The sequence below is a fragment of the Hamadaea sp. NPDC051192 genome (assembly GCF_040682475.1).
GTDB classification, from domain to species: Bacteria; Actinomycetota; Actinomycetes; order Mycobacteriales; family Micromonosporaceae; genus Hamadaea; species Hamadaea flava.
Genome location: NZ_JBFBAZ010000007.1, coordinates 44,765 through 70,863, shown reverse-complemented (window position 1 = coordinate 70,863; position 26,099 = coordinate 44,765). Strand labels below are relative to the sequence as shown.

22 protein-coding genes are annotated in these 26,099 nt (G+C 67.2%); 18 read left to right on the top strand and 4 right to left on the bottom strand.

Going from position 1 to position 26,099, the window contains the following annotated elements:
• The first annotated feature begins 57 nt into the window (after positions 1 to 57).
• From AB0M47_RS04945 to AB0M47_RS04935, 3 genes are all read left to right on the top strand, one after another.
• Positions 58 to 1,869 carry an IS481 family transposase gene (locus AB0M47_RS04945; RefSeq protein WP_363408512.1) on the top strand — a complete coding sequence of 604 codons (1,812 nt, stop codon included), beginning with the start codon at positions 58 to 60 and terminating at the stop codon, positions 1,867 to 1,869.
• Positions 1,870 to 2,147: 278 nt separating this feature from the next.
• Positions 2,148 to 2,480 carry a hypothetical protein gene (locus AB0M47_RS04940; RefSeq protein ID WP_363408509.1) on the top strand — a complete coding sequence of 111 codons (333 nt, stop codon included), beginning with the start codon at positions 2,148 to 2,150 and terminating at the stop codon, positions 2,478 to 2,480.
• A gap of 843 nt (positions 2,481 to 3,323) precedes the next feature.
• Positions 3,324 to 4,490 (top strand): hypothetical protein, encoded by a 1,167-nt coding sequence (locus AB0M47_RS04935; protein WP_363408506.1) that lies wholly within the window; start codon positions 3,324 to 3,326, stop codon positions 4,488 to 4,490.
• A gap of 163 nt (positions 4,491 to 4,653) precedes the next feature.
• Here the strand turns inward: AB0M47_RS04935 and AB0M47_RS04930 are convergent, their stop codons facing one another.
• The 3 genes from AB0M47_RS04930 to AB0M47_RS04920 all read right to left on the bottom strand — a co-directional run bounded on the left by AB0M47_RS04930 (position 4,654) and on the right by AB0M47_RS04920 (position 7,681).
• On the bottom strand, positions 4,654 to 5,553 hold the full coding sequence (locus AB0M47_RS04930; protein WP_363408503.1) for an inositol monophosphatase family protein: 900 nt from the start codon (positions 5,551 to 5,553) through the stop codon (positions 4,654 to 4,656).
• 267 nt (positions 5,554 to 5,820) lie between these two features.
• Positions 5,821 to 6,411, bottom strand: coding sequence for an HD domain-containing protein (locus tag AB0M47_RS04925; RefSeq protein ID WP_363408500.1), 591 nt, complete (start codon positions 6,409 to 6,411; stop codon positions 5,821 to 5,823).
• Between the two features lie 16 nt (positions 6,412 to 6,427).
• Positions 6,428 to 7,681, bottom strand: coding sequence for a hypothetical protein (locus AB0M47_RS04920; RefSeq protein WP_363408497.1), 1,254 nt, complete (start codon positions 7,679 to 7,681; stop codon positions 6,428 to 6,430).
• A gap of 215 nt (positions 7,682 to 7,896) precedes the next feature.
• Between AB0M47_RS04920 and AB0M47_RS04915 the strand changes: the two genes are divergently transcribed.
• The 14 genes from AB0M47_RS04915 to AB0M47_RS04850 all read left to right on the top strand — a co-directional run bounded on the left by AB0M47_RS04915 (position 7,897) and on the right by AB0M47_RS04850 (position 23,046).
• A complete protein-coding gene (locus AB0M47_RS04915) occupies positions 7,897 to 8,565 on the top strand; it encodes a GPP34 family phosphoprotein (RefSeq protein WP_363408494.1) in 669 nt (222 codons plus the stop codon).
• A 93-nt stretch (positions 8,566 to 8,658) separates the two neighbouring features.
• The gene (locus AB0M47_RS04910; RefSeq protein ID WP_363408491.1) at positions 8,659 to 10,089 is read left to right on the top strand and encodes an APC family permease; all 1,431 of its coding nucleotides are present in this window, start codon (positions 8,659 to 8,661) and stop codon (positions 10,087 to 10,089) included.
• Positions 10,086 to 10,715, top strand: coding sequence for a GNAT family N-acetyltransferase (locus AB0M47_RS04905; RefSeq protein WP_363408488.1), 630 nt, complete (start codon positions 10,086 to 10,088; stop codon positions 10,713 to 10,715). Before AB0M47_RS04910 ends, AB0M47_RS04905 begins: the two co-directional genes overlap by 4 nt.
• A 68-nt stretch (positions 10,716 to 10,783) precedes the next feature.
• The gene (locus AB0M47_RS04900) at positions 10,784 to 11,263 is read left to right on the top strand and encodes a hypothetical protein (protein WP_363408485.1); all 480 of its coding nucleotides are present in this window, start codon (positions 10,784 to 10,786) and stop codon (positions 11,261 to 11,263) included.
• Positions 11,263 to 12,288 carry a hypothetical protein gene (locus tag AB0M47_RS04895; protein ID WP_363408482.1) on the top strand — a complete coding sequence of 342 codons (1,026 nt, stop codon included), beginning with the start codon at positions 11,263 to 11,265 and terminating at the stop codon, positions 12,286 to 12,288. Before AB0M47_RS04900 ends, AB0M47_RS04895 begins: the two co-directional genes overlap by 1 nt.
• Positions 12,289 to 12,417: 129 nt before the next feature.
• The gene (gene fxlM, locus AB0M47_RS04890) at positions 12,418 to 13,647 is read left to right on the top strand and encodes a methyltransferase, FxLD system (RefSeq protein ID WP_363408479.1); all 1,230 of its coding nucleotides are present in this window, start codon (positions 12,418 to 12,420) and stop codon (positions 13,645 to 13,647) included.
• Between the two features lie 57 nt (positions 13,648 to 13,704).
• Positions 13,705 to 13,896: an FxLD family lanthipeptide gene (locus tag AB0M47_RS04885; RefSeq protein ID WP_363408476.1), complete on the top strand. Its 192-nt coding sequence runs from the start codon at positions 13,705 to 13,707 to the stop codon at positions 13,894 to 13,896.
• Between the two features lie 80 nt (positions 13,897 to 13,976).
• Positions 13,977 to 17,069 (top strand): lantibiotic dehydratase, encoded by a 3,093-nt coding sequence (locus AB0M47_RS04880; protein WP_363408473.1) that lies wholly within the window; start codon positions 13,977 to 13,979, stop codon positions 17,067 to 17,069.
• A gap of 59 nt (positions 17,070 to 17,128) precedes the next feature.
• Complete coding sequence (locus AB0M47_RS04875) at positions 17,129 to 18,238, top strand: lanthionine synthetase C family protein (protein WP_363408471.1); 1,110 nt, start codon at positions 17,129 to 17,131, stop codon at positions 18,236 to 18,238.
• Positions 18,220 to 19,179 carry a thiopeptide-type bacteriocin biosynthesis protein gene (locus tag AB0M47_RS04870; protein ID WP_363408468.1) on the top strand — a complete coding sequence of 320 codons (960 nt, stop codon included), beginning with the start codon at positions 18,220 to 18,222 and terminating at the stop codon, positions 19,177 to 19,179. Before AB0M47_RS04875 ends, AB0M47_RS04870 begins: the two co-directional genes overlap by 19 nt.
• A 4-nt stretch (positions 19,180 to 19,183) precedes the next feature.
• Positions 19,184 to 20,311 (top strand): hypothetical protein, encoded by a 1,128-nt coding sequence (locus AB0M47_RS04865; RefSeq protein ID WP_363408465.1) that lies wholly within the window; start codon positions 19,184 to 19,186, stop codon positions 20,309 to 20,311.
• A 368-nt stretch (positions 20,312 to 20,679) separates the two neighbouring features.
• Complete coding sequence (locus AB0M47_RS04860; protein ID WP_363408462.1) at positions 20,680 to 21,342, top strand: helix-turn-helix domain-containing protein; 663 nt, start codon at positions 20,680 to 20,682, stop codon at positions 21,340 to 21,342.
• A 236-nt stretch (positions 21,343 to 21,578) separates the two neighbouring features.
• A complete protein-coding gene (locus tag AB0M47_RS04855; RefSeq protein WP_363408459.1) occupies positions 21,579 to 22,538 on the top strand; it encodes a hypothetical protein in 960 nt (319 codons plus the stop codon).
• Positions 22,539 to 22,593: 55 nt separating this feature from the next.
• Positions 22,594 to 23,046: a hypothetical protein gene (locus AB0M47_RS04850; protein WP_363408456.1), complete on the top strand. Its 453-nt coding sequence runs from the start codon at positions 22,594 to 22,596 to the stop codon at positions 23,044 to 23,046.
• A 527-nt stretch (positions 23,047 to 23,573) separates the two neighbouring features.
• Here AB0M47_RS04850 and AB0M47_RS04845 read toward each other — a convergent pair.
• Positions 23,574 to 24,464 (bottom strand): alpha/beta fold hydrolase, encoded by an 891-nt coding sequence (locus AB0M47_RS04845; RefSeq protein ID WP_363408453.1) that lies wholly within the window; start codon positions 24,462 to 24,464, stop codon positions 23,574 to 23,576.
• A gap of 336 nt (positions 24,465 to 24,800) precedes the next feature.
• On the opposite strand from AB0M47_RS04845, the gene AB0M47_RS04840 reads away from it, so the two are divergent.
• Positions 24,801 to 25,955 (top strand): glutamate-cysteine ligase family protein, encoded by a 1,155-nt coding sequence (locus AB0M47_RS04840; protein ID WP_363408450.1) that lies wholly within the window; start codon positions 24,801 to 24,803, stop codon positions 25,953 to 25,955.
• Positions 25,956 to 26,099: the final 144 nt, after the last annotated feature.

Genomic DNA, 26,099 nt, shown 5'->3' with positions numbered 1-26,099 from the left:
CATGACATCGTTGACGGTCTCTGGACTTGTTAGACAGTGATCGATAGCCTGCCATGTATGGACGGCGGTGCCGGTGTAGCCAATGATGGTGGCCGCGCGTGGCTGGTCGAGCAGCGGTACCGAGCCGTGTTGGAGGTGTTGGACGGCTCGCCGGTCAGCGAGGTCGCGATCCGATACGGCGTAACGCGGCAGTCGGTGTACCTGTGGAAGGCGAAGTACGAGGCCGGAGGGATCGAGGCGCTCAAGGAGCGGTCGCGGCGTCCTCGTACTTCCCCGACTCGCCTGGATGCCGAGGTCGAGGCGGCGGTGTGTCAGTTGCGTCGGGAGCATCCGCGTTGGGGTGCCCGTCGGATCGCCTACGAGCTCGCCATGGCAGGGGTACGGGGCGCTCCGTCGCGGGTCACCGTGCATCGGGTCCTAGTGCGCAACGGCCTGGTCCAGGCGCAGGAGCAGCGCCACAAGCGCAAGTACCGGCGGTGGCAGCGTGAGGCGCCGATGCAGCTGTGGCAGATGGACCTGGTCGGTGGGGTGTTTCTGGCTGACGGCCGCGAGTGCAAGCTGCTGACCGGCATCGACGATCACTCCCGGTTCGTGGTGCTGGCCCGGGTGCTGTCCATACCGTCGGGTCGGGCGGTCACCGACGCGTTCACTGCGGCGATGCGCAGCTACGGGGTGCCGTTGGAGGTGCTTACAGACAATGGCAAGCAGTTCACCGGTCGGTTCACCAAGCCACGCCCGGCCGAGGTGCTGTTCGAGCGGGTCTGTCGCGGACATGGCATCACCGCCCGGCTGACCAAACCGCGGTCACCGACCACCACCGGCAAGATCGAAAGGTTTCATCAGACCCTGCGCAGGGAGCTGCTGGACGTGGCTGGCCCCTTCGCGGACCTGCCCGCCGCGCAGGCCGCGATCACCGCATGGGTGCACGCCTACAACCACAACCGGCCGCACCAGGGCATCGATATGGCCGTGCCCGCCAGCCTGTTCCGGCCGAACCTTCCCTCCCCGCCGACCGCAACCGGCGAGGGCGAGCCCGCTCCCGTCGCCACGGCGAGGATGGACGATCCGCCGACGACGATCCAGTACGCCTCCGCGCCGGCGGTAGAGTTCGACACGGTCATCGCCCCCAGCGGACAGCTCGCCGTGATCCCCGCCGTTCAACGGGTACGTATGGGCGCCCAGCTCGCCGGACTGGCCGCGCACGTGTGGGCCGACGAGTTCTCCATCCACATCAGTATCGACGGGCGTCTGGTCAAGACGGTCGCATCCAACCTGACCAGCGCCGACCTGGACACTCTGCGCATGCGCGGAGCCCGGCTGGCCGGGCCGTCGCCAGCACTGCCGTCGCCGGCCAAGAAGGCCCGCGCCGGGCAGCTGCCTGCAGGCACCACCATCGAGCTCGAGCGCAAAGCGAACTTCGACGGCGTCGTCATCCTGGCAGGGAAACGTCTCAAGCTGGGCGTCGACCTCGCCGAGCATCGGCTCACCCTGCGCCTGGACGGGCACCTCGCGCACGTCATCCACGACGGCATGCTGGTCAAGACCCTCGCCCTGCCGATCGCCATCGAGCGGCTCAGCCAGCTGCGCGGAGCGCGGACAGCGAGCGGACCGCTGCCGCCCGCTGCGCTGGGCACGCTCAGCGTCCAACGGCGGATACCACCCGACGGAGTGGTAATGGTTACCCGCCAACGCCTGCGAGTCGGCCGAACCTACGCAGGCCAGCTCGTCACCGTCTTCGTCGAGGACACCCACCTGCGCGTCGTGCACGACGGCGAGGAGATTGCCCTGTTCCCGCGCCAGGAACAACGCAAGGTGTTCCGCTTCAAGGCAACCGAGCCACGATCACCCCGACGGCCGCCCGTCAAGTAGGTCCAGAGACCGTCAACCATGTCCTGAGAACGATCCGTCAAACATGTCCTGGGCCCTTACACGACACTTAGATGCCTGAAACGACGCCTGGCCGACGTCGTCTACCGAACCATGATCCGCGACACGGAGACCTCTCTGCTCGCTGCCGGTTGACAAGAGAGGAGCCGTTAGATCCACAGTCCCCCACAGTCCCGCTTAGCAGACCCGGTGCGGTTCATGGTTGGATCCATGAGGCTGGTTCGGTGAATGGCAGCGGATCAGGCGGGGTAGAGGGTGGCATGACTTCTACCGATACGTCGATCACCCGCGACTATGTGGAATATCTGCGGGACAAACTCATCGTGGCCGAGAGAGGTCTACTCCAGATGAGTCAGAACTATGACGCCGCGAAAGCCCACTTCGACGACTTGTGTCTCCGCCAGGGCATCACCCCCGAAGTCGACATGGTGTCCTACCAGGACCGGAAGAAGCTGCACCCGGAACTCGTCTTCTGGAACAGCAAGGTTGAGCATCTCCAGCGTGAGGTGGCCGCGTACGGGGCGGCGCTCGCCGGGATCGAGGCGGCCGGGCGAATGTTGGCACGTCCAAGCAAGTCCAGCTCGGAGGACTAACCCGGAGTCTTCGTCGGCTGCATTGGACAGATGAATCCCACAGCGACCCATGGCGACGGTCGCGCCGACAGCGTCGCGGGAACGAAACGCCACGGCGGGCAAGCAGGCAACGCAGGGCTTCGCGGCCGATGAGGACGACCCGTCCGTGCGCTCTGCGCAGGGGGTGCGCTGCGTTTGTTAAGCGACTATCGGGTGAAGGGTAGGCCGACTTTGGCCGGCCTAGTGGTGGTCGTCTTGAGGAGGAGGTTCTCGCCGTCAGGGCTAAGCACGGGGGGACGGTCAGCTGCCTGCTGGACACAGATCATCCCGGCGCGTCCTGGGCCTCGACCATTTCGACCGCCGCTACACCAACCACCGAGTCGGCGCGACGACCCGGCTGGACTGCGTTCGCCCAATTCGGGCGCTGGCTGATCTTCCTGCTTGTAAGCGACGATCCCGAGCTCCGGCTTGAGCCGACGGACGCCGCGCACGTCGCTCAGAAACCGTCACGAATGATTCCACGTCGCGAGGGTAAACGCCTGCCACCTGGATCTCCAGCGAGACGATGACCGGATGGCAAAATGATCGCACGGGTGTTCCCAAGGGGCGCTCTGACTGGGCGCCAAGCGCGGTCGCGTCCCACAGTTCCACGCGGACGCGTGAGAGGCGATCTGGTCTGGGTGCTCGACCGCGACCCTCCATCCAGCCGCATGACGCCTGCCTGAAATGCCCCGAGGCAGCTGGCGGAGCCGCAGTATTGGGCGCGTCGGAGCACTCTCGACAAAGCTCCGGTCTGTCGGGCGGTCGCCGGTTGACGTTGAGTATCGGGTTGCCTTCGCGGGTAGCGCTTGATCCACTAGTGGGGTGAGCGATGGCTGGACCGAACGGCTGGGCTGGGCATGGGATCTGATCAGCTATGATCCGGCTCGTCGAGAAGCAGCCCACCGCATCCTCGACGAGGCTAGGGTTGCCTACTCGGACGCGCTGGCCAGGTACAACGGGGCGTGGGGCCGGCCCGAAGCTCGAGCACGCACCGACGAACTGCGGACTGCCATGTCCCACCTGCTGCCGGAGGCGCTGTGGGCGTCACCGCCTCCACCTGATCTGGGTGTCTGGCCGGGTACGCCCTACATGCTGCTATACCTGCAGTGGGAACAGCGATTTGTGGGCGAGTGGACTTGGCACGCCAAGTATTGGAGCGCGAAGACCAGCATCCTGCGAGATCTGGCCCACCAGGTTCAGCGGCTGGACCAACGCCACCTGGCCGAACTGTCCGATCTGGTGCTGCAGGTCGTGGCCCGACCGCAGCGAGTCGGAGATGAGTGGTATGCCCGTCTTGCTCAAGTGCTGTCCCGGCAACCATTGTACGAGCAGCTGCTCGCGCTCGCTGAGAGCGAAGACCCGGGCATCCGGGAGCGTGCCGGTTATCTGCTACTGGTGCTGGACGGTGCGTTCCCCGGCCGGCCGAGCCTGCGGCAGTGGCAGCGGTACCTGCGCGAGCATCATGGCCGTGATCGGCACGTGCGGGTGCGGGGCAGCACCGGGGTGCCTTGGTTCGAGCGTGACGACGAGGTTCTTGTCCGTTGCCCTCGCTGCGACGGGCTGGCCTCGGTGCGCCGCGATCCGAACGCGCCCCCAGCGGACGGCCGAACCTGGCGTGCCTGGTGCACAGAATGCGATTACGCCGACGTACGCGTGACCCGCCAAGCCCGATGTGCCGGACCGGCAACCGAGCTGATCTTCGGTTACCCGCTGTGGCTGCAAGCCGAATGCCACGGCGGGCACCTGTTCTGCGTCGACAATCTCGAAAAGCTGGAGCGCTTCGACCGGTACCTGCGCGCACGGGTGGATCTTCGGAGCGGGGCGCAATACGGCACGGTGCCCGCGCAGACCTATCTGTCGAGCTGGATGATGCAGACCTCCCGCCGGTCGGAGCTGCTGGCTGTGATCGGTAGCCTGCGCGACAGCGTCCGCGAACGCAGTGGACGCTTTAATACTCAATCCGGCATGCCGCACGAGGCTCCTGGCTGAACCGGCATCAGGGCCTGCGTTCTTGTGCGGTCGCGCTGTGGGTCAACCCGGTCCGAAGTCCTGCGGGCTGAGGGCCCAGGTGAGTCCACCTCCGGCGCGTGCGCCACCATGGTCGCTCGCAGAGCCGAGGGCCGCACTATCAGAGTCTTGTCCGGTCGTGGGCTCAGTCTTTCAGCGTGCGAACGAGCTCCTCAGCCAACTGAACACTTCCAGCGGCGACGAACTTCTGGCGTCGTTCCATTGCGGCGGCGATGTCTTTCTGTGAGTGGAGTCCGTAATCAAGCGGAATCTGTTCTCCATCGAGGTCGACGATAATCCCGCCGGCGGCGGTCAGAATGTAGTGACCCGGCGCCAGGTCCCAAATCGCGAAGCCCTTAGCAAACTCGATCGTCGCGTCGGTGAAGCCAGCGGCGACGTGGCAGAGGCTCACAGAGCCGAAGTCCAAGCCGATACGCGCACGGTGCTTGCCGTCGGGGGCAGGGGCACTCAGGGCCTTCATCAACTCGGACTTGCGGCTGAGAGACATGAAGCGTTCGGCGGGCCTCATCAGAAAGTTCGTGACGATCGACTCTGACAGCCTTTTGGGCCGATGAGTCACTAGCCGTCGTCGAACACCATCCGCAGTCACCGCGTAGGCTCGGTCCTGCCCGTCTTCATCCTGGGACGCTACGTAAAGCCGCACATGGTGGTAGATGTCGCCAACCACTGCCGCGATTGGACGCGCGCGCGTGCGTGAGTAGGCCATCACGTGCGTATATCCGTTCAGCGCTCGAACGGCGAGTTCGCTCGTATCGAGCGGATCCACCAGGATGCATAGGTCCGGCTCAACCTCGCCGCCGACTACCTGGGGCTCGGCTTCCTCAGAAGCGTATACGAACGACCGAATACGAGACGCGAGCAAATCTCGATACCGGTCGTGCATCCAGAGATCGTGTCGCGACAGAAAGTTGTCGCCGTGCCGCCGGTTCTCACTCTCGTGATGCACACCAGAAAAGGCACTATCGATGAGTCTGGGGCGAACCTCAGACATGACCACTTGCACGATCTCGGCAAGATCATCCACTAGGCCCTCGGGGGTACTAGCAGGCAGCACGAGATCCTCCAGATTGGATCACCTGAGCAACTGGCGATTTACCGCGCGGGCTCATCGTAGCCGCGACGATGTCGTACTGCCTTCCGAACCCAACACAGGCGGCTAACGAGACGTGGTCTCCTCACCGTGCGGGAGATGGACTCCAAACCCACTCGAAGCGCGACCGCCGGCAGCGGAGAATACGCCAGAGGTACGCCTACGCCAAGACTGGTCCAGTATCAGCAGAAAGGGATGCGCCTACCGGTCCCGCCAGCTGAGCGGCGAAATCTCCAACGCAGCATCGGCGATGCGTCTGGCGGTCTCCGTGACCAACGCGCGGCGCGAGGAGTCGATCCAGCCCTGAACGGCGCCGTTCCCAGCGGTCCTGTACTCGACGGCCTGCAGGAGACATTCGAGTTTGTCGGCATCGTGCGCGCAGACTGCTTCCGTCGTGCTACGCGACTCGTATTCCGCCACCGCCTCCCGCACCGTCTTCCCAGCGCGGTCCGGCAGCGTCGCTGTTTGGTCTGCTGTGATGACCTGTGGCTCAGGACCGGTCAGGTACGGCCGCGCTGTGTGAGGCAGGTCGCCTGTGCGGGTCTCCTGCGAGTCGTGCCAGATCGCTAGGAGCGCCGCGCGGGCTGGGTCGCCGCCTTCCTCCGCCGCGATAAGTGCAGCAAGCTGAGCGACTCGCAAGCTGTGCTCGGCCACGGACTCAGGATCGCGGATGCCTGCGTGCCACCAACCCGCACGCCGTACGCCCTTGAGTACACCCATCTCGAAGGCGAACTGGGCGATTCCCGAACCGTGTGGTGCTGCGGCGGATTGGGAGGAGAGGTGTTCGTTCACGTGCTGCTCCTTGCCGTCACGAGAGCCTGAGCCCGTAGGTTACGTCAGAAACCTTCTGTCTCGCCGAGGCTGTCAGCCCTGCGGTGTCCAACATCTGAATCTTGCGCTGCGCGGCCATACGTGCCGACGGGTCTCCGGCGGCGACGTTCGGGCGAGCTAGCAAGAGTTGCCACAGCGTGTGAATGTATAGCTCCGCCTGTTCAGATGCGTTGTCAAGTCGATCGACGAGATGACGAAATAGGCGTGTACCGGCGGCGTGGCGTGGGTCGTTGGCTGCCATGAACGAGTCATCAGTGTAGGTATCGCTGGCCTCGCCGACCCAGTAGGCCCAATAGTTAAGGTTGGCGATTGCCTGTTCATCATCGCTCAAGCCGGTTGCGACGAAGTCTATCAATGGCTCTTGAAAGCCGTACCTCGCTAAGGCCACGGAGGCAGAGCGGACGGCAACCCACGCAGGAACGTCGTTCCTGGACCGGGCACGGTTGAGGGCGGCGCGATGTTCGTCAACAAGCCAGCCTGCGGTGGTGGGTTCTGAGTCAAATGCGAGAAGGTAAATAGCTTGTCGTCGAAGCAAGGCGTCGTCCGCTCGCCTTCGTTCATCAGCGATTTTCAATAGGTGAGAGAAAAGGCGCTGACGCTCGTCGGCCCCCAGTTCCGGATGCCGACTGCTTGGCCCTCGTCGAGTGGCGTCGATGTCGACCAGCCCAGCGAGCTGCGAGGGAAGCGAGCCTGTCAGTGGCCAAGTGATTAAGTTGGTCAAATCGCGTCTGTGGACGACAGCGGCGAGTGGGTGCCCAGTGCCATCGACTTTGGCTGACCCTCTCTTGATCGCGTAATCAAGCACGAGGTCTGCATCGACGGCATCGCGGAGCACTTCAAAGAGCTTGGGATTCGCCCCCCGATGAATCAGCTTTGCCCGGAGGTATGCGAGATCGGCGACGCGCATCGAGGTGACAGGTCGGCGGCCAGTTTCCCACCCCTGGATCGTCGCAACATCGACGTCGAGCAGTTCAGAGAGTTGGAACTGCGTCATTCTGAGTGACTCGCGGATCAACTTCATGAGGTAACCGCTGGTCAGCCCGCGTCTGTGCGGAAAACTATTACTGGGTTGCAGGGTTCCTGTTGGCGATCGCATGATCGTGACCCGATTCTCTGCCGCTGAGCTGCGGTAACTCGTACTGGCCGTCAGTCTACATGCGTCCGCCAGATAGATACGGTCCAAGGTGTTGCGGCGCAAGCGCGTGACGTCGTCGTGATTGCGAACGTCCACCTACCCAACGGTCAAGGTTGGTGGAGGCGGGAGGTGAACAATGCGTCATTTATGTTGCTCGATTCCTTGGAGTCGGCATGACGCCAGCGGGACTGCTGTGTGTGCGGAGGTCGTGATTGCACGGCGGGTCGGTCCACGTGGGGAGGTTATATGACGGTCGAGGTCACTGTCGTGATCAACGTGGATGATGTTGCCCCTGCTCCGGGACGGGCGTCATGATCGGCGTAGATGAGCTCCGGCCTGCCGACGATCTGTTCGTGATCGCGCTCGATCACCGGGCAGGTCGGCACACGGTCGCCGATCACACGCTGCGGGTGGGCCTGGCCGGCGGGCTGCTGATCGAGCTGATCATCGAGGGCTGCATCCAGCTGGCTGGAGACCGGCTCCAGGTTACCGACATGACGCCGGGTGACTCGGTGACGCTGCGCATCCTGGAACACCTCACAGCGGAGCCCGAACACACGCTGCGCACCTGGCTGCTATTCATCGGCAAGACAGCCGTCGAGGACATCGGCGAACGGCTCGTCTTGCGGCGGCTGCTGCGCAGGAACATCATCCGTCGCCTCCTTGGCTCGGACATCGTGCGGTGGGCGGCACCTAGCGACCGGCTCAGCGTCTTCCTGGACTGGCGTGGTCCTCGCCTGACGATGAAGCTCGGCGCTGGTCCGATCCCAGAGTTCAGCATCGCCACGCTACCCGACGCGAGCCTCGTGGCCCTATGCCATGCCATGGACCTGACCACGAGGCTGCTGCGCGATGCCGGACCCGACTCGCACGCCTACGTCGATCAGATCCACCGGCAGCTCGCCGACCAACACCCCGCGATCCACACGGTCGCCCAACGGGTCGGCGAGCTCGTCGGCACCAGCACCTTCACCCACTGATCTGCGAGACAGAACCCTCACGATTGGACACCCATGCCACCAACCTCCGCCCATAGCGTGGTCAGCCAGGCCCTGGCTCAAGACCGTCTCGGCGTGACCGGCGTCGCGCAGTTCGTGCTCACCTCGGCCGCACCGCTGCTGGTCGTCGCGGGCATCGTCACCACCGGCTGGGCAGTCACCGGCGTCGTCGCCGTACCGTTGGCATTCCTGCTGCTGGCAGTCCTGCTCGGGCTGTTCTCGATCGGCTACATGGCGATGGCCCGCCGCGTCGTCAACGCGGGCGCTCTCTACACCTACGCGACCTGGGGTCTGGGCAAGCCCGCCGGAGTCGCAGCCGGCCTCCTGGCTGTCTTGAGTTACAACACGATGCAGGTCGGCGCCTACGGCATGGCCGGAGCGGTCGCCACCGGGCTCCTGGAACAGCACGCGGGCATCACGGTCGCTTGGTGGAAATGCGCGTTGGTCGCATGGCTGCTGGTCGCCGTGATGGGCAGCCTGCGCGTCGACCTCAACGGCAAAGTCCTCGCCGTCCTGCTGGCCGGAGAAGTCCTGTTCGTCGCCGCTGCCGCGATCGCCGGGCTCACCCACCCGGCAGCCGGTCACGTGAGCGTCGCCGCGTTGAACCCGGCGCATCTGGCCACCGCCGGCGCAGGGGCCGTCCTCGCGATCGCCTGGACCGGATACGTCGGTTTCGAACAGGCCCCCGTGTACTCAGAGGAGTCCCGTAACCCGCGGCGGACCGTGCCGTTGGCGACGTTCGGCGCGCTCACGCTGATGGCGGTCGTCTACGCGGTGGTGTCCTGGTCGGTGTCGGTCGCGGTCGGCCCGGAGCAGATCGTGCCCGCCGCCCAGCAGCAGTCCATCGAGCTGCTGTTCACCGTCGCCGCACCGCTCGGGGACACCGTAGTGCTGATCGGGCACCTGCTGTTCTTGACCAGCCTGTTGGCCGGGCTGATCGCCTTCCACAACACCACCGCGCGCTATGGGTACGCCCTGGGCCGCTCCGGCGTGCTGCCCCGTGTTCTGGCCCGGACGTCGCTGCGCTCGGGTTCCCCGATCGCCGCGTCTCTGGCCCAGTCGGCGTGCGGCCTGGCCGTGATCCTGCTCTACACAATCATGGGCTGGGACCCGCTGGTGCAGATGATGTTCTACCTGGCCACCATCGGCGGCGTCGGCATCCTGCTGCTCGTCACCATCACATCGCTGGCCGTACTGGTCTTCTTCCTGCGCCACCGCGGCGCGTCCCTGCTGGCCACCATCGTGGCACCCGCCTTGGCCACGGTCGGCCTGCTCGCGGTCAGCGGACTCTGCCTGGCCCACTACGACACGCTGCTCGGCGTCGACCCGCACAGCCCCCTGCGGTGGATCTTCCCCATCCTGTACGGCGTCGTGCTGCTCGGCGGACTGATCTGGGGTCTTATGATGCGGGCACTGGGCATGCCCGCGTACGCGCTGATCGGCAACGGCGCGACCGTCGCCCCAGCCACCATCGCCGTCCAGCCCGCCCTCGGCGGTGCCCGATGACCACCATCATCGACGCCCCACCGGGAACGGGCGAAGACCGGACACTGGCCGCGATCATCGGCGAGGCGTTCAGCCACCTGGCCGTGTCCCGCCACCTGATCCCCGACCACGGTGCGCGAGCCGCAGTCCTAGCCCGGCATCTGGGTCAGAACGTCGAACTGGCCCGCGGCATCGGACGGCTGCTGACCGACACCGAGCGCCGAAGCGCCGCCGTCTGGCTCGCCGTGCCCGACACCGGCCTGCCCGACGTCGTCGGATATGAGCAGCGACGGGCCGCAGCCTGCGGCCCGCACACCGGCCGGTTCACCGAGTTCGAAGACCGCATGCACAAAAACCACCCGCTCGGCAAGCATCACTGGTACCTGGCACTGATGGCCGTGCACCCGGACCAGCAGGGCCAGGGCCTGGGCAGCACACTGCTGCGCCACCAGCTGGTGATGCTCGACCGTTCCGGACAGCCGGCCTATCTCGAAGCCGCCGACCCGCGCAGTAGGCGGCTGTACCTGCGGCACGGCTTCAGCGACCACGGCCAGCCGTTCGCCTGCGGCCACGCCGGCCCATTCCTGTGGCCGATGTGGCGCGAGCCCCGCACTGGCCAGCCCGCAACCTCAGCCGTATCGGCCTAGCTGGCAGCAGAGATGCCTAGGCCGTGCCGGTGCTGCCTGAACCATGACGAGCGTCCGCGGAGGAGACGATGACCATCCACGTCACACCCATGACGCTGCCGTGGGCGGCACCGGCACGGTACCCACTGGCACTGCGGTCGGCGCTGCGCAGCGTCACCAGGAAGCTCATGCGCGAACACCGGGCGGAGGCACCATCTGACATGCCGCCGCTCCAGCATCCGTTCGACCGGGCACTCGCGACCATCGACACCATCGACCTTTATGCCAGTGGTGCCCCGGTCTGGGCGCACATCGGGGGCCGGTGGCTGCCCGCCACCGTCGCCGCCACCACCGGCAGCTCCGCGATGGTCACCTACACAGTCCCCGGATCGGCCTATCGGACCGTCGAAACGGTCCACATCCGCCGCCTTCAGCTGCTCGACCGCCCTTCACTGCGACGCGGCCAACACGGGGGGCCGACTGACCCCAACGGGGCATTCGCTGGCGCTGCGCGAGCCACACCCGTGGTGCTGGATGCCCGCCCAGCAGCGGAAGGCGGCGCGAGCTGATGCGCATCGGATACAGCATGTGGGGTTTCCTCGGCAACGGCGTAGCCGACGCAGACGCTCCCGACGGCGCGCAGGCATACCGTCGTTCGTTCCTCGACCAGCTCCAAGCCCAACGTCACGAGGTCGTGCTGCTACAACGCAACCGGGACCGGCTCGACGCCGGCGACGACCAGCCAGGCTTCCACTGGGACCCGACCGGGCTACCGCGGCTCGACGCGCTGATCCTGGAATGGCGCTGGTCCATCGAAGGCCGCAACACCACCCCATGCGGCAGTCTCGGCCACACCTGCGACCTGCACCGGCAGACTGAACTGCTCGACCGGTACACCCACGATCGCGGCACACCCACCCTGATCTGGGACCTCGATCGGCGGCTGGCTGCCGACGATCCGCTGCGCAAGGTCACGAACGTCGCGGTCGGCGAGGTGGCGTTCCTGGCCACCCCCGGCGCGTATCGCCTGCCGTGCCCAGTCCCAGATCGGCGGCTCGACAGCGTCGACCCGAAGATACTGGTCCGTCGGGTCCGCGAGCCGTTGGTGTATGTGGGGCACCAGAACGACCGCGACGATCATTTCGGTCGGTTCTTCGCCCCGGCCGCCCACGTCGTACAGCATCAGGTGGTCGGCCGGTGGACCGAGACCCGGGCCTGGCCGCACGTCACGTTCACCGGCCCCGCCCCGCATCACACCATCGACCAGACCTACGGCCAAGCTCTGGCCACGGTGCTGCTGTCGCCAGAGCGTTTCTGGCGTGTCGGTCACATGACGACCCGCTGGTGGCAGGCGCTGCTGGCCGGCTGCCTGCCGCTCATTCCTGCCGAGACGCGCGGCACCGACCTGTACCTGCCTAGCGAACTGCATGTGCGCGACGGCCAGCAGGTCATCGACCAGATCGCCTGGCTGTGGAACCTCGCCGGAACCAAAGACCACATCGCACTGCTCGAAGCATGCCTGGCCCGACTGCAGCCGTACCGCAGCTCGAAAGTCGCCCGGCACGCGCTGCGGATCCTGCGAGACCTCTCATGAAACGCGCCGGCGTCAACGGCGCGCTCGGGCATGGCCCCAGGCGGCGTGTCCAGCGGTCCACCACCGGAGTTTGACCACGGCAGACAGCAGCATGCGTGCCGTTTCGAATCGCGATGACAAGGAGTGCCCGTGACGCAGGTCGACGCCGATCGTCCCGCCGAGTTGCGCGCCGCGCTGGTGCGGCAGCTACGTGCCCAGGCGATGATCACGACCGATGCAGTGGCCGCAGCCGTATCCGCGGTGCCGCGAGAGAGGTTCATGCCCGACAGCACCGACCTTGCCGACGCGTACGCAGTCGACACGTCGGTGGTGACCCGGCGCGACGAGCACGGCCGGGCGATCTCGTCGGTGTCGGCCGCCTACATCCAGGCCCGCATGCTCGAACAGGCCGGCCTGCAACCGGGCATGAGTGTCCTGGAGATCGGGTCCGGTGGGTTGAACGCGGCCTACATCAGCGAGATCGTCGGCCCGACGGGCAGCGTGACCAGCGTGGACATCGACCCGGAGGTTACCGGCCGCGCCATGGCCCTGCTCGACGCGACCGGCTACGGCAACCGGGTACGGGTGCTGGTCGCCGACGCCGAACACGCCATCGCGGACGAAGGCCCGTTCGACGCGATCATCGTCACGGTCGGGGCATGGGACATCGCCACCGCGTGGCTTGAACAGCTCAGGCCCGACGGCACGATCGTCGTGCCGCTGATCATGAACGGTGTCACCCGGACCGTCGGGTTCCGTCGCGACGGCGATCACCTGGCCTCCACGTCGATGGAGGTCGCCGGGTTCGTGCCCATGCAAGGCGACGGGCGCCACGAGGACACGATGTACCTTCTGCCAGACCCGTACGGCTTTCACGTGCGCCTGTCCGTGGACTCCTCGGCACCCGGCGACCTCGCCGAACTCGAAGCAGTGCTGGCGACCGGCCGGGCCGAGGCGTGGTCTCACGTGACCATCGGGCACGGCATCTCCTTCGCGAGCCTGCATCTGTGGCTCGCCTGGCATCTGGACGGGTTCTGCCGCGTGGCCGCCGAGGAGGGCACCGAGCTGGCAGCGCTCCAGCGGGGGAGTTGGTTCCCGTTCGGGGTCGTCCGGGGCGCAGGGTTCGCCTACCTCGTGGTCCGACCCGTCGCCGACGGCACCGGTGTCGAGTTCGGAGCGCACGCCTACGGCCGTGACCGGCACACCGCGGCCGAAGCGATGGTGCAGCAGATCCAGGCGTGGAACCGGCACGGCCGGACCAGCGAACCGGTGTTCAGCTACTGGCCGCACGGCAGCGATCGCACCGGTATTCCCGACGACGCGACCGTCATGCGCAAGGCGAACGGCGTCGTCACGATCTCCTGGCCCGCCGGCGGCTGACCTTCGCATCGCCTACGGATCAGGTGACAGGAAACCCCCTTCTCACTAAGGAGAGTGATGTCGATGGTTCCGGTGATGGAGCTGCTCGAGAACATCCACAGCGCCGCTGTCGAGGACGACTTCGTCCTCGACATGCGCGTGATCGAGGCAGCCACGCCGATGGTGGAGATGATGTGCAGCACCAGCGACGGCTGCGGCTCCACATGCAGCACCAGCGCCTGCTCCACATCGTCGTACGACCCGGCCTGACCGGCCGCCGACCGGCGCTCTGACGCTGGAGCCCGCGCCGCTGGCGGGCTCCAGCCCACCCCGATCTGGAGGCAATCCCCGTGCCCGCCACCCCCAGCCGCCTACGGCCGCGCGGCCCGGTCCTCGTCCGCGCCAGCACCGCACCCGGCGACCTCGACCTCGACCTCGCCGACATTCCGGTCGACGACGGCCTGCCATGGCTGCACACGCAGTGGGCACGGCCGCAGATCCGCGAGTCGATCACCCTGGCCAGGCCCAACCTGGCCCGCCGTATCGGGCAGCTGCTCGCGCACACCCGGCCCGATCCCGCCGACGTCCGGCGCGCAGTCGCCACTGTCGGCTCCTATCTGCTGCGCTGGCAGAAGCGCAGCACACCGTTCGGCCTGTTCGCCGCCGTCACCACCGCCCGGATCGGCCCCGCCACGGCCACGATCGGCGACCGCCACAGCGCGCTCGCCCGCGTCGACGCGGAGTGGATCGCTGCCATCATCCAGCGTCTGGAACAGGATCACGATCTGCGGTGCGGCCTGCACGTCATCGCCGACAGCGGCGGGTTCGTCCGCGACGGGCGGTATGTCATCGCCGCCCGCCCGACGCCCGGAGCATCAACACCGGGACGTCTGCGGCACGCCTCGATTGCCCGCACGCCCGCCGTGCGACTCGCGTTGTCCCTCGCGCGAACACCGACGAGATTCGACCAGCTGACCACCGACATTGCCGCCGCCTACCCGAGCATCGCCGTCACCCGCGTGCAGGCGCTGCTGCATGGGCTCGTCGACGGCGGTTTCCTGATCACCAACCTGCGACCGCCCACCACGGCAGTCGATCCGCTGGCTCATCTGCTCGACGTCCTTGCCGCCGCACCGACTGCCGGCGACACCGCAGCCGTCGCTCTCGCCGGCCAGCTCCAGCATCTGCACGACGAGCTCACCCGGCACAACCACGCCACCGATCCACATGAAGCCGGGCAACTGCGCGTGCGGCTCGCGGAGGCGATGGCCGGTATCGAGCCATCCACCCAGCATCAGCTCGCCGTCGACCTGCGCCTCGACGCCGACATCACCATCCCGCAACGTGTCATCGACGACGCCACCGATGCGGCGCACGTGCTGCTGCGCCTGTCGACGCAACCGTTCGGATCGGCCGCCTGGCTGGACTACCATGCCCGGTTCCGCCGCCGCTACGGACCGGGCGCCCTCGTACCGGTCCGGGACCTGGTCGCCGACTCCGGCCTCGGCTACCCGACCGGCTACCTCGGCGCGCCCCGCGCCCGGCCCGCCTGGCGGGCGATCACCGAACGCGACGTGTACCTGCTGGCGCTGATCCAGCAGGCGATGATCGACGGCACAGACGAAATCGTCCTGACCGACGCCGACATCGAACGCCTCACGGTCGGCGACCACACCACCGCCGTATCACCGCCCCGAGTCGAGATGGGCTTCGTCATCCAGGCCGCAAGCCTGGCTGAGCTGGAACGCGGCCACTACACGCTGCAGATAACCGGAGTCCCCCGGGTGCCGACCAGCATGGCCGGCCGGTTCGCACACCTACTCGGCGCGGCCGACCGCCAAAACCTGATCCACTCCTACACCGCAGACGGCCAAGAGGGCGACGATCCGCTGGTCGTGCAGCTGTCGTTTCCGCCACGCCGCGTGCACAACGACAACGTCGTCCGCGTCGGCAGGCTGTTACCAGACGTGGTGGCCCTGTCCGAGTACCCGGACATGCCGACGATCACGGTGGACGATCTGGCTGTCACCGCCGACGCCGAGCAGATGTACCTGGTGCACCTGCCGACCGGCCGCAGGGCGATCCCGCACATCCCACACGCCCTGGACATCGTCGCCCAGACCCCGCCGCTCGCGCGTTTCCTGGCCGAGGTCGCCGACGCCCGCAGCGCCGTGTTCGGCCCGTTCGACCACGGTCCGGGTGCCCGGAACCTGCCCTACATCCCACGCATTCGCCACCGGCGGACGATCCTGACCCCTGCACGGTGGCTGCTGACCGCCGCCGACCTGACCGCCACGGCGGATGTCGCCGGATGGTCGAAGGCGCTGGACACGTGGCGGACCCGATGGCATGTTCCCGCGCGGGTCGTGGTCTGCGACGGCGAACTGCGGCAGCCGCTCGACCTCGAGCAGCCGTTCGACCGGCAGCTGCTGCGTACTCGTCTGGCCCGCGCTGGCCGGCTGGAGCTGCGCGAGGACGCCCCAGAGAGCGGGTTTGGCTGGATCGACCGTCCTACAGAGTTCCAGCTCACGCTGGTGCCGGCGGCGCCACCATCGCGGCCGCTGCCGACTACCGCACCGGCCGGACGCACGCTGTACCCCGGCGCGTCCGACGTGCTGCACATGCAACTGGTCGGCAACCCGGCCCACTTCGACCACATACTCACCGAACACCTGCCACGTCTCATAGAGGCGCTGATCCCGGACGGCGGTGTCTCCTGCTGGTGGGTGCGTCGCCACCGCGACGCCATCCGCGTCGAGGCCGACCAGCACCTGTCGGTGTTCCTCCGGCTTACCTCACCCGCGGCCTACGGCGCCATAGCGGCGAAGGTCGGCCAGTTCGCCGCCGGCCTGACCGGGCGCGGCTTGTCCGGCAATCTCCGGCTCGCTGCCTATCACGAACATCCCGGCCGCTACGGGCACGGCCCTGCCCAGCAAGCCATACAACTCGTGTCGTTCGCTGACACCGAGGCTGCGATCTGCCAACTGCGCGCCGCCGCCCACGTCGACACGGCGACAGGTGCGCAGGTGTGGGCGCAGGCGCTCGCGGCGGCGTCGATGACCCGGATCGCCGCCGCACTCGCCGACAACGCCGCGATCGGCTACCGGGCACTGCTGACATTGCTTCACCCAGACAGCGGACCCGCCGCCCGGATCCTCACCGACCTCGCCCGCACGCTCGCCGACCCTGCCGACGATCACCACAACCTCCGAGCGCTGCCTGGCGGCGCCACGGTGGCCGACGCCTGGCAGGCCCGTGACATCATGCTGCGGGCGTACCAATTGAGCCTGCGCCCGCAACGAGAACCACTCAGCGTGCTGCGCACACTGCTGCACGAACACCACATGCGCGCCGTGGGGCTCGAGCCCAGCTTCGAACGCGCCACCAACCACGCCGCCCGCACAGCCGCCCTGCTGTGCCTGGCCCGCATCGAGAAACCATGAACACCCCCGACACCGCGACGCCAACTGTCATCGGCAGCAGCGACGCGCGACGTCAGTCAATGACGAGCGGACCGATCGGCCTCGCGCTGCTGGCGATCGAGCAGGCGCACGACGGCACTGGCGACTGGGCCGCCGTACGGAAACAGATCAGGTTTGTGACCGACGGACCCATTGATGCGGGAACGCACGCCAGCCTCTTCTACGGTGCGCCTGCCGTCCTGTTCGTGCTCCACCAGGCGTCGGCAGACGACCACGGCCGCTACGCCACCGTCCGCACGGCGCTGACCGGGCACGTGCGCCGCATCATCCGTGACCGGCTTGCTGATGCGAGCCAACGGCTGCATGACCGCCGGCCCGCAGCCTTCGACGAGTACGACCTGTTCTACGGCCTCGCTGGGCTCGGCGCACTGCTCCTGCAATGCGCACCCGGCTGTGACGAGCTCGGCGACCTGCTCACCCACCTCGTGCTCCTCACGCAGCCGCGCGTCGACGACCACCAGACCGTGCCCGGCTGGTGGGTCGCCCACGATCCCGACCCGACCTTGCCCACACCCGGCGGCCACGCCAACCTCGGCATGGCCCACGGCGCCGCCGGACTCCTCGCCCTGCTCGCACTATCGATCCGGCACGGCCGACCCGTCGACGGATGCCACGAGGCGATCACCACCCTGACCGGCTGGTTCGACCGGTGGCGGCAGTACAGCCCGCACGGCCCGTGGTGGCCGCAATGGGTCACCCGCGCCCAACTGCGCAGCGGACGCATCGACAACAGCCCACCCGGCCGCCGGTCATGGTGCTACGGCACCCCCGGCATCGCCCGAGCCCTGCAACTCGCAGCCATCACCACCGGCCAAGCAGACCGGCAACGCGAGGCCGAAGCGGCACTGGCCGGCTGCCTGACCGGCCTCCGCCCCCATCCAGCAACCGACCTCGGGATCTGCCACGGCCTGGCTGGGCTCTACCAAACCGCCTACCGGGCCGCCCAAGACGCGCTCACACCCACCATCGGCAGCCGGCTCACAAGCCTGGCCGACCAGCTCACCCACATAAGGCCACCTGACGCGGCCGGCCTCCTGATCGGAAAGAGCGGCTTCGACCTTGTCCACCACAGCGTGCGCACCGGCGCACCGCCCCAATCCAGGTGGGACACATGCTTGCTCATCCACTAGGCCTAACCGCGGACAATGCCGCCGCACTCGTCGAAGCCGTCCTCGCCGGAGCCCCCACCGCCACAGTCGCCGCCGACGCGGGTATCGACGCCGTTGACCTCGACGTCGCCGTGCAGACCTACCGGATCGCCGGAACAGCGGCGCTGCTGAAGGTTCATGACGACCAGTGGTTCCACGCCTATGTCGAACCATCAGATTGGGAAACCGCCGAGGAGGTGCTCGCCAGGGAGCTCGCGCCCCGCCTGGAGCACCTTGACGGCGGCCGCGCACGCTGGTGGTTCCTGCGCAAACACCCGCACTGGCGGCTACGCGTCCACATCAGCAACCACCGCACCGTCGAGGCCACCCTCGACCTGCTCGTCGCGATGCGCCACATCGCCGGATGGCGACCAGGCGTCTACGAGCCCGAGCAGGCAGCATTCGGCGGCCCGACCGGGATGGCCATCGCCCACGACCTGTTCTGCGCCGACAGCCGCGGCCTACTCGCGCACAGCCGCGTCGACCCGGCGCCCAACGGCCGCCACCAACTCTCGCTGCTGCTGATCCGAACCCTTCAACACCATGCGGGGCTTGACTGGTACGAGATCGGCGACGTCTTCGCCAAGGTCGCCCAAATGCGACCCGCCCCAGGCGCCGCCGACCACCCCATCATCGGCCGACTCGCCGTCCAGCTACGGCCACTGCTCGCGCTACCCGACCAAGCCCGAACCGGGCTGTTCACCGCCCCCGGGCCACATGCCAACGCCGAAAGCTGGCATGACGCGTACGCCGTCGCCGGCCGTCGCCTCGCGACCGCGGCAGCGGGACTGCGCCTGGAACGCGGCCTCCGCGCCACCATCGCCCAACTGGTGATCTTCCACTGGAACCGGATCGGCCTGTCCGCCCACGCCCAAACCGTCCTCGCCCACGCCGCGACCACCACCATCCTGCCCCGGAGCTAACCTCGTGGACCACCACACCGCCCTTAACGCAGCCGCCAAACGGTTCCCGCTGCTCGGCCGCCCACGCCCCGACTGCCCACCGCTACGGGATCGCATCGCCGAAGTCACCAGGGCTGCCGACGACGCCGTCGCCCAAGGAGCCGCCGGGTTGCCGGACGCGGCGCACGCCCTCAACAAGGCCGCCCTCATCGCCAGCGACGGCGGCGAAACCGACCTCGCCCACACACTGTGCTGGCAGCACATCAACGCCTACCGCACCACCAACAGGCCGCTCACCACCGCCGAAGCACAATACATGCTCGAACCCGTCCTCAACCTTGCTCGGCTCCGACTCCGCGCTCACCAAGGCGAACCGGCCCTACACCTGCTCCACGACATGCACCAAGCCATCGCCCAGCACACCGACCTCACCATCGACGGAACCGTGCTCCCGATGGCCAACCTCGTCGGGGACCACGCCGACCGCCGGACGCTGCGCACATGGACCTGGCTCCAACTGCTCGGCGAAGGCATCCGCGCCCTCGTTCTGGCCGGTCGATGGAACGACGCCGCTCACCACGCCCACACCCTCAACGGAGTCGGCGCACACCTCATGGACGGACGCCAAGCCGCCATCGTCGCCGCCTGCCTCGACAGCAAACTGCACGACGCGCGGACGCTGCTCGCCGAGGCCACCCCGACCCAGCCCTGGGAAGTGCAGGTCGCCTCCTGTCTGCACGCGATGACCAGCGACCCCGCGAGCAGTCTCACCGCCCACCATCTGGCTATCGCCCGGCGAGGCCTCGACCAGCCCAGCCCCGGCGCCAACTACGCCTCCTATCGCGCCAAGCTCGGCCTCACCGTCGCCATCCTCACCAGTCCCATCGACGCAGGTGGGGCCGGCGAAATCGTGCACCGATTAGCCGTCGAAGCGATCGCCACGGCAGACGGCTACGCAGCCCGCGACGTGCTTCTGTTCCGCGAACCCATCGACGGCATCACCACCGACCAACATGCCGCCCTAGAAGGCATCGTCCAACGGGCAGGACTCGGTAAAGGCCAGTTACGCCCGGCACAGCAGCAGGACCTCGCCAGAGTCGCCGCGACCTCGGCCAACGTCATCCAGTACGCACTCAACGCGGCAGCGCCCTAACCCGGTTCCGCCGCAGCGCACGTTTCCGGGTCTCCTTCCGAGCCGTTCTCTACGTCCGGCTGCTCACCCCGGTTGAGCGCGATGCATTACCCCGTCTTTTGCCTCCGATGTGCAACGCCAGGACCGGCCTGCACAGTGCGGCCGACGCGCACCACTCATCGTGGCAATCGCTGACTGCACCGATCCCGCCAAGACCCATCCAACGACACAGGAGCCGACGTCATGACCGCCCTACCGCTGAACAGGCGGAATCACCGACTCCCAGCCACCCCAACCGTGCGGAGCGTGCTGTGAACCACGAGGAGCCTTCCGCTGGCACAATGGTCGCGACGGCGCGCAGTATGTGGTCGGCATATGTCCAGGCCTGCATGCAGCTTGGCCGGCAGCTGGCCGCTCATCGGAAGCACGCCGGATGGACGCAGAAACACCTCGCCGCCGTGATGCGGCGCAGTATCTCCGCGATCGGCGCCGCCGAGAACGGCCACAACCCCCACGACGCCGGCTTCTGGCGCACCGCCGACCTCCTCCTGGTCACCGGTGGCACCCTCGCCAAAGCCTGGGTTGCTGTCGCGCAACTCAAACAAGCAGCCAACGCCCAGGCCACCACCGAACGACTCCGCAAGCAGGCTGACCTCATGTCCAAGGAACTGGACAAGGAGTGCCGCAACCCAGCCGACTGCCTGTGCCTGGTCGCGGTCGCCTACTGGACCGGCCGCGAGATCCGCGCACTGCGCGTCGCACTGCGACACGGCTTCCCCGACTGGGCGAACCTGTTGGACGCCGATCTGGAGACCGTCTACGGCTGGGAGAAACCCCACGCCACCATGCCACGCCTCGAGCACCAGCTTCTGCTCGACCGGCTGCTCGCCGACGCGCCAGTAGACGCCCGCGCACGATTCCGGCAACTCGTTGCCGCCACCCCGCGACCGCGCATTCAGCCGCAGCAGCCCGGCGTGACCGCCGATCAACGCGCCCAACAACGCCGAGCGGTTCCGTCCGAAGGCGTACCGCACGAGTCGACCCGGCCCTGATCCGAGTCCGTCGCCCCACCCATCTGCGCATTCACTGCACCCGCCGCGAAAGCGCGGCGACGCCAGCACGCGCGTCACTCGCGCCGCCGGCACACGACCCCAACACCCCAGCGAGCTGAGCCGCGCCCACCACAACCTCGAGCGCCACGACGCCACGACGCCACGACGCCCCGGCGCCCCGCCGCTCGGCGGCGGTACTTCCTCATACCCAGCCGTTAACCAAGCCCGGAGTGCCGATGCCCACCGCCAATACGCCACCACCCGACCCTGCCGAGCAGCCACACAACCTCGGCAACCCCACGCCTCCCACCGCGCCCACCGTGTCCGGCTACCGCGTCCTGATCTGGGTACTGGCGGGGATCGCGACGGCTATGAGCGTGCTCGCCACCTGCACCGCGACGATCGCCATCACCCACCCCTGGACGTCCCGAATCACCCCCATCACCGTCGCGAGTCCGACCGTGGCAACCCGCGCCGCTGAATCCGTCCAAGCCGACACCGCTCGTCAGCTCGCCCAGATCATGACCGTCCTGATCACAGCCGCCGACTATCCCCAACCCACAACGGGCAGGGCACATTTCACCACCGCCCCGTGCCGCTACCACACCAGCATCTACCGGATCGCCGGCTTCGACGGCATCCCACTGCCGCTCAACCAGATCCCGACGGCAGCGACCGCCTTCCGCGACGGCATCACACACGCCGGATACATCGTGGACAGCACCACCTGGGGCGACCACAACATCATCCGCATCCACTTCCACACCCGAGGCTTCGAAGCCACCCTCGCCAACGGACCACCCGTCGCCAATATGGCAAGCCTGAGCATCTACCTCATGTCCGACTGCTACCGCAGCCCCGACGGCGTTTTCCCGCTGGTCGTTGGAGCTCCCGCTCGGGGCCGCCGCGCAGAACCGCAGGGTCACCAGAACGCGCCCAAGATTCTGCCGCGTCCGCGTCCGCGTCCGCATCCGACGGCGACGATCGTTGGACGGCAACCCTCGTACCCCGTGGTGCGCGGATCGTCAGCGGCTGCTGGCCGTCTGGATCCGCGACCTCGAATCGAGATGGTCCCACAGCGAGCGCGAAGACGAGCCGGAGGACGCTCGGGTGCTGGGCAGCTACGCCGAATATCGCCAGCTGGCTCGAGGGACACCTCAAGGCTTACATCTTCTGGCCCCAATTCCGGCGTCTGAGGCGGACAGACGAAGCTCTCCCTGATCTCCAAAGACGGATGGCATGATGGCAGCCATGCCGATCCCAGCCGCCGTTCCCATCGCAGGCGAAGGCAGCGACCACCTCGCCGAGCTGGGCCGGCACGCTCGCGGCCAGCATCTGGCCTACGTCGCTCACGGCTACCCCGACGATCACGATGGGGACTACCGGCGCCCAGGCTTCTGGATCGCCACACTCCACACCTTCACCTTTGACGGTGCGCACCTGTCGACCACAGTGATTCCCGTGCCCGCCGGTGAACTCGGACACAAGCGCGCATCCAGTTACGACACAGCGCGTAGCGAACTTGCGACGCTGCTCGAACAGCTCGGTGGACGGGAGAACGGACCAATCGCTGTTCAACCGTTCCTGGGCAGCCGTAGCGGGTTCAGCGTAGGCCTCATCGCGTACCCCGAATACGACTGCGCCGATATCAAGCACCTGGGGATCAGGTTCAGCGATCCGTGGGACGGCGGCTACGACACCTGACAACGGGCCCGCCTTGCCTTCGCGACCCGGTTCCTTTCCGGTGCTGATGAGATGCCGCCCGGAGGAAGCGCCTCATGGCTCGCCGGCTGAAGCGCCCAGCGGGCCATGATCATCCGCGTTGGATTCTTCGTTCCGCGGGTTGCCCTCCAGCAATGGCACACGCGCCCCACGCCGCCGCGTGCGGGTCCGCCGCCTCCGCGAGAAACTCTTCCACTGTCGCCACCGCATGATCTAACCAGTAGGTCTGGCCGTCCTCCATCTGACCTGCTCAGAGACAAAGCTGGACTGCCGTACTGGGGCCAATTGCCTGCGCGGGCCGCGTGTGCTCCGCCTGCGGCCGGTGCGCCTTAACCAGCTTTCAGGGATGCCATCCGGCAGGTGGTGGAGCATCGTTCCGACACCGAAGACGGGGGAGCGGCTGTCCGGCGGCGTCGCGGACCTCGCGGTACTGGCCCGTTTCTAAGGTTCTTCTCAGCCTGACTTTCCGCTGCCCTCGACGACGGTGGTGTTGACGCGGTGAATCGTCGTCAGTAGCGCATTACAGCGCGGGTGAGCTGCGGAAGCTCGTGAGTTCGCTCAGTAACGGAGGCGGTCAAACGCGGGTCGCAGGCTCGCGTGTCTGGCCCGGGTGCCGGCATCGGGTGATCGAGCGCCTGGGTCAGGTTCTCGATGTCGATCAAGTCGAAGTGGTCGCTTCCGGGGATGATCGCGAAGCTGAGCCGCTCGTCCTGAAAGTCCTGCAGCGCGTTCAGGTGCGGCTGATAGTCGTCGGACAGCAGAACGCGGATGTGGTCGGCGAAGTGTTTGACCGTTGCCAGTCGCTTGCCGAATAGCTCGTATCCGTCCGGTTGCCAGTAATTGACGGCGTCGGTGGACAGCCGATGCAGGTGGCGCATGTCCTTGCCAAGGATCTTGCCGAGGTAGGTGATGATCGCCTGGAACGATGCCATGCTGGCGGGCAGCGTGGCGATGCGCTTGAGGTCGGCCAGGGGATCGTCGGGGTTCGCGTTCGCCAGGACTCGGGAGATGGTCATCGTCGAGTGGTTGATGTTGGGGTCGAGCAGGACCGCTGAGGCGATGCGTGCCGGTTCGCCAGCGTGATGGGACCAGTAGTCGGCCAGCCGGATGATCATGTCCGCGCCGAGCGAGAAGCCGACGAGGACCAGCCGCGCGGCAGGGTGCTCGCGTTGCAGCTCCGCCAGCAGGGCCGACAGATACTCGGCATGCTGCTCGAAGGTGGCCGGTTCCAGGTCCTGTGTCGAGCCGCGGTCGAACCCGTAGAGCGTGACGGCGACACATCGCTGATGGCTTTCGCGCAGGTATGGCAGGTAGTCCTCGGCGTCGAGACCGAGGCCGTGTAGAAAGACGATCAGCGTGTCGGAGTCGACGTCGGTTCGTTCCAGCGTCCGAAGCGGCACCTTATTGGATCCCACTTGGCGAGTGAGTTCTACCGGCTCTGCTGCTGTTGCCATAGCGGCGACCTCTGTCGATTACTGATGCCCGACATTGTGCGTGACATGCACTGAGACGACGAGAGTGATGTCATGTGTAGTTTGCCAGTCGCGCTGAGCTGTGCAAACACCAAGGCGGGTGACGGAGTGTCGTCGTAACGTCGGACTATAGACATCGACAGGCCCAGTCTGGCACATTATTCAAACCCATGTATGTCAATGTAGCGCTCTGCTGTGGGGTCTGGCGCGAGGAGGATGCTGGTGTTAACTGCACTCCCCGAGCGTTACGCAGAGCAGTGGATCATGAGCGAAGCGTTCGGTACGTCGCATGTAGGGCGCACCGGCCTCGAACTCGAATGGATCGTCATCGACGACCACCGCCCCCACCATCGGCTCACCCCAGCCGAGATCACCGCCATGCTCGGCTCCCCGCACAACCTCGCCGGCAACGTCCTCACCTTCGAACCCGGCGGCCAACTAGAGCTGAGCACACCACCGGCGCCCTCGCTAGCCGACTGCATCGACATCGCATGGACCGGCGCCACCCGAGTGCGCGCCGCGTTGGCGCAACACGACGTACGCCTGGCCGACGAAGCCATCGACATCCGCCCACCGCGCAGGGTCGCCGAGACCGCCCGATACGCCGCACTGGAACGCCGCTACGACACGTTCGGCAGCTTCGGCCGGATCATGATGTGCAACTCGGCGTCCGTCCAGATCAACATCGACGCGGGGGACACCTCAGGCGGATGGAGCGATCGCCAGCGTCGATGGCACAAAGCCAACCTCCTCGGCCCGACCCTGGTCGCCATGTTCGCCAATTCGGCCCGCGCCCCCTGGGCGACCGGCCGGTCCGTGCGCCAGCTGCTGCGCATGCAAACCGACCCCAGCCGCACCGACCCGCCGGCGTTGTCGGGGGACTGCCTGCACGACTGGTCCCGGTACGCGCTCGACGCGCACATCATCGGGATCCTCGACGACGACGATCGGCAATGGCGCCCGCCGCCCGCCGGCCTGACCATGCGGTCCTGGCTACGCGACGCCACGCCACGGCCCGCGACACTGCAAGACCTGCAACGGCATCTGCACACCCTCATCCCACCCGTGCGGGCCCGCGGCTACCTGGAGCTGCGCATGATCGACGCTCAAGCGGGCGACAACTGGACGGTTCCCGCCACCGTCGTCGCCGCAGCGTTCGACCATCCCCCGACCGCCGAACTCGCCGACGACCTGGCAGCCAAGCTGGAGCCTGCCGATCGCGGCGGGTGGTCCGCTGCCGCCCGGGTAGGCCTGGCCGATCCCACGCTCGCGGCCACCGCGACGGCGCTCATGGACCTCACGCTGACAGCGCTGCCCGGCCTGCGGCTACCCGCACCCGTCGCCGACATCGTCAGGAGCTTCGCCCACCGATACACGTTCCGCGGCCGCAGCCCCGCCGACGATCGGATCACCCCATGACCCGCACCGCACCTGCCCACAGCGCGCCGAAGCGCCGACGATCCTCCGACTCCGCCAGCCGACACGTGGCAGGCGGTCATCCCCGCAGGAACGCCACCACCGACGGTCCGCGCGCCGGCCCGCCCCACGCCGACTGCGGGCAGA